Origin of the sequence: Streptomyces calidiresistens (genome assembly GCF_014141525.1) — a bacterium.
Lineage (GTDB): Bacteria > Actinomycetota > Actinomycetes > Streptomycetales > Streptomycetaceae > Streptomyces > Streptomyces calidiresistens.
This window is the reverse complement of the sequence record NZ_VKHS01000744.1, coordinates 1-2643: the sequence shown is the minus strand read 5'-3', so window position 1 is coordinate 2643 and position 2643 is coordinate 1. Positions and strand designations below refer to the sequence as shown.

Here is a 2643-nt window from a genome sequence, read left to right as displayed (position 1 = left end):
GGAGGGGGCCGGCGGCACCGGCGGCGGGGACTCCTCGGAACGGCACACCCCACGACCGTAAGGGGGCCCGTTCCGTCGTCGTCGCCGGATCGGCCGGCACCCGCCCACCGTGCGAAGTCCGTCGTCGGGCCCATTATCCGGAAAAACCATCGCGCGTCCCCCGGTTGGGTGCACACTGGGCCCGACATTCACCGGATGGGGGGCCGTCGGGGTTCCTCGTCCTGCACGGAAAAGAGCGGACCTGTGCGTCGTACGATCCGAACCGCCCTGTTCGCGGCGGTGACCTTCGCGTTCCTCGCGCCCCTCGCCCCGGCCCACGCCGCGTCCACCACCGGCGATCTCATGATCACCCACGTGCGTCCCAACGCCGCCGGAGCGGACATCAAGGACGGCAAGCAGGTCAATCTCAACGGCGAGTACTTCATCATCAAGAACGTCTCGAAGAAGACCGTCGACGTCGGCGGGTGGATCCCCGACATCACCACCAACACCTACGGTCGGGCCCTGCCCTCCTACAAGCTGCCCGCCGGCGCCAAGGCGTACGTGCACACCGGCAGCGGCACCCACCGCAAGGACGCCAACGGCAACCACCACATCTACCGCGGCTACGCCCGGCACGTCCTGCCCAACGACGGCAAGGCCAAGAACCCCAACCTGCGGCTGAAGAAGCCCGGCAGCGCGGACAACAACGCCGCCGCCGGCACCGTCAGCGCCTGCAACTGGAACGTCGCCGCCGACGGGAAGACCTACACCTGCTGAACCGGCCGGTCCCGTTCCCGCGGGAACGGGACCGGCACCGGCACCGGGCGGTCCCCGGCACGTGTCGGACCGCCGACCGTCGGTCTCACCCCCCAAGGGACGTGACCGCGACCGCCGGTCGGTCCTCCCCGGCGGGGAAGTGCGGGAGGAGGTACTCGGCGAGTTCCTCCAGAACCTCCCGCACCGGCCGGACGTTGTGCCGCAGGTTGACCATCAACTGGTTCACCCCTCCCGCCCGGTAGGCGGCGAAGAGTTCGAGCAGCGGTTCCCGCCCCATGGCCCATCCCTGCGTCATGGGGCGGGGAGGGGAGACGGGGTCCTCGTCCAGGACGAGGTAACCGGCCTGGCCGTAGGGCTTGAAACCCGGTTCGCCGACCTCCCCCGTCGCCCGGCGCCACCGCGCGGTGTTGGCCCGTTGCCGTTCGGGGTCCAGCGCGGTGTACAACCATCCGTCGGCGCGCTCCGCGATCCACTCCAGCGGTTGCCGTCCCCGTCCGATCATCAGCATCGGCAGGCGGCCCCGCGGCGGCACGGGCACCATGCCGATCCCGGGGGCCAGCTCCCCCAGGGAACAGTGGTGACCGGCCGTCGAACCGTCGGTGACGTGACGCAGGTACTCCCAGCCCTCCCTCAGCCGGGGACCGATCTCCCCGGGCGCGGTGCCGAACGCCGGCATCTCCCCGGGGCGGTCGCCGCCCACCACGCCCAACAGCATCCGGCCGCCGGAGAGGTGGTCCACCGAGACGGCGGCCTTCGCGACGTGCAGCGGGTGCCGCAGGGGCAGCACGACCCCGGCGGTGCCCAGCGTGATGCGTCGTGTCGTGGTGGTCAGCACCCCCAGGTACACCCAGGGGTCGAAGAGTTGCCCCCCGTCGCCCTCGCCGGGGACCAGGAGGGGCACGTCCCGCAGCCACAGGGAGGCGAACCCGGCGTCCTCGGCCGCGCGGACCGTCTCCAGGTGACCCTCCATGGTCGGTACGTCCCCGGTGAACGACTCCAGGGGGGCGATGAGGCCGAGCGTCATGCCGTCCGGCGGAAAGGCGCGGACCATGCCGGGGTGGAGGGCGCCGGGGTCCGGGCTCATCCCTCTCCCCCGGGCCCCCCGGGGACCGCACCCTCCGGGACGGCCTTCCTCAACGCGGCGTTCTCCGCCTCCAGCCGGGCCATTCGGTCGCGGATCGGTTCCAGTACCTCCTCGAGTTCCGCGAGGGTGTAGCGGGCCTCGATGTGCTGCGGGCAGTTCCAGTCGTAGGCCTCGACGTCGATCACCATCGTGCGTTCGACAACGGCCCGGTAGCCGTCGGGGACCGTGGGCCCGGCGTCGGTGCCCCGATCCCCGAGGGGGACGGTGCGGGCCCGTCCGAGGATCTTCAGGCGGGCGGCGTTCGGATAGTCCATGAGGAGGAGCGAGACCCGGTCGTCGCCGTCGAGGTTGCCGGTGGTGATGTACTGCCGGTTCCCCCGGTACTCGGCGAAGGCGAGGGTGCGGTCGTCCACGACCCGGAGGAAGCCGGGCGGGCCGCCCCGGTGTTGGACGTAGGGCCACCCGGTGGAGCCGACGCTGGCCAGGTAGAAGCTGGTGCGGGAGGCCACGAAGGCCGCCTCGGCGGGGCCGAGGCGATCGGTGTCGCCGCCTCCCGCCTCCATGCGCGCGTAGGCCCGTCGGCTGCCGTTCCGTTCCTGGTGCCGTTGAACGGCCGGGGTGAAGAGCAACCTGGCGTAGCGACTCGTCACGTCGTCTCACCACCAGTAGGCGGGATAGCGGGTCCCCCCGGCGCGCCGACCGGTGAGGACACCGACCCCCACCAGGACCAGGGTGGCGAGCAGCAGGAGGGAGAGGAAGGAGACCACCGGGGGCTGGGTGAGGACGACGAGGACGGCGGT

The 2643-nt window shown here is 71.7% G+C and carries 3 protein-coding genes; 1 reads left to right on the top strand and 2 read right to left on the bottom strand.

The window, feature by feature from the left end; genetic code table 11:
• Window positions 1-243: 243 nt before the first annotated feature.
• Window positions 244-759, top strand: a complete 516-nt coding sequence (locus tag FOE67_RS22245; protein WP_323385286.1) for a lamin tail domain-containing protein — start codon at window positions 244-246, stop codon at window positions 757-759.
• 85 nt (window positions 760-844) lie between these two features.
• Here the strand turns inward: FOE67_RS22245 and FOE67_RS22240 are convergent, their stop codons facing one another.
• Window positions 845-1843, bottom strand: coding sequence for a TIGR03571 family LLM class oxidoreductase (locus FOE67_RS22240; RefSeq protein WP_182666619.1), 999 nt, complete (start codon window positions 1841-1843; stop codon window positions 845-847).
• Window positions 1840-2493 carry a pyridoxamine 5'-phosphate oxidase family protein gene (locus FOE67_RS22235; protein ID WP_182666618.1) on the bottom strand — a complete coding sequence of 218 codons (654 nt, stop codon included), beginning with the start codon at window positions 2491-2493 and terminating at the stop codon, window positions 1840-1842. Before FOE67_RS22235 ends, FOE67_RS22240 begins: the two co-directional genes overlap by 4 nt.
• Window positions 2494-2643 lie beyond the last annotated feature (150 nt).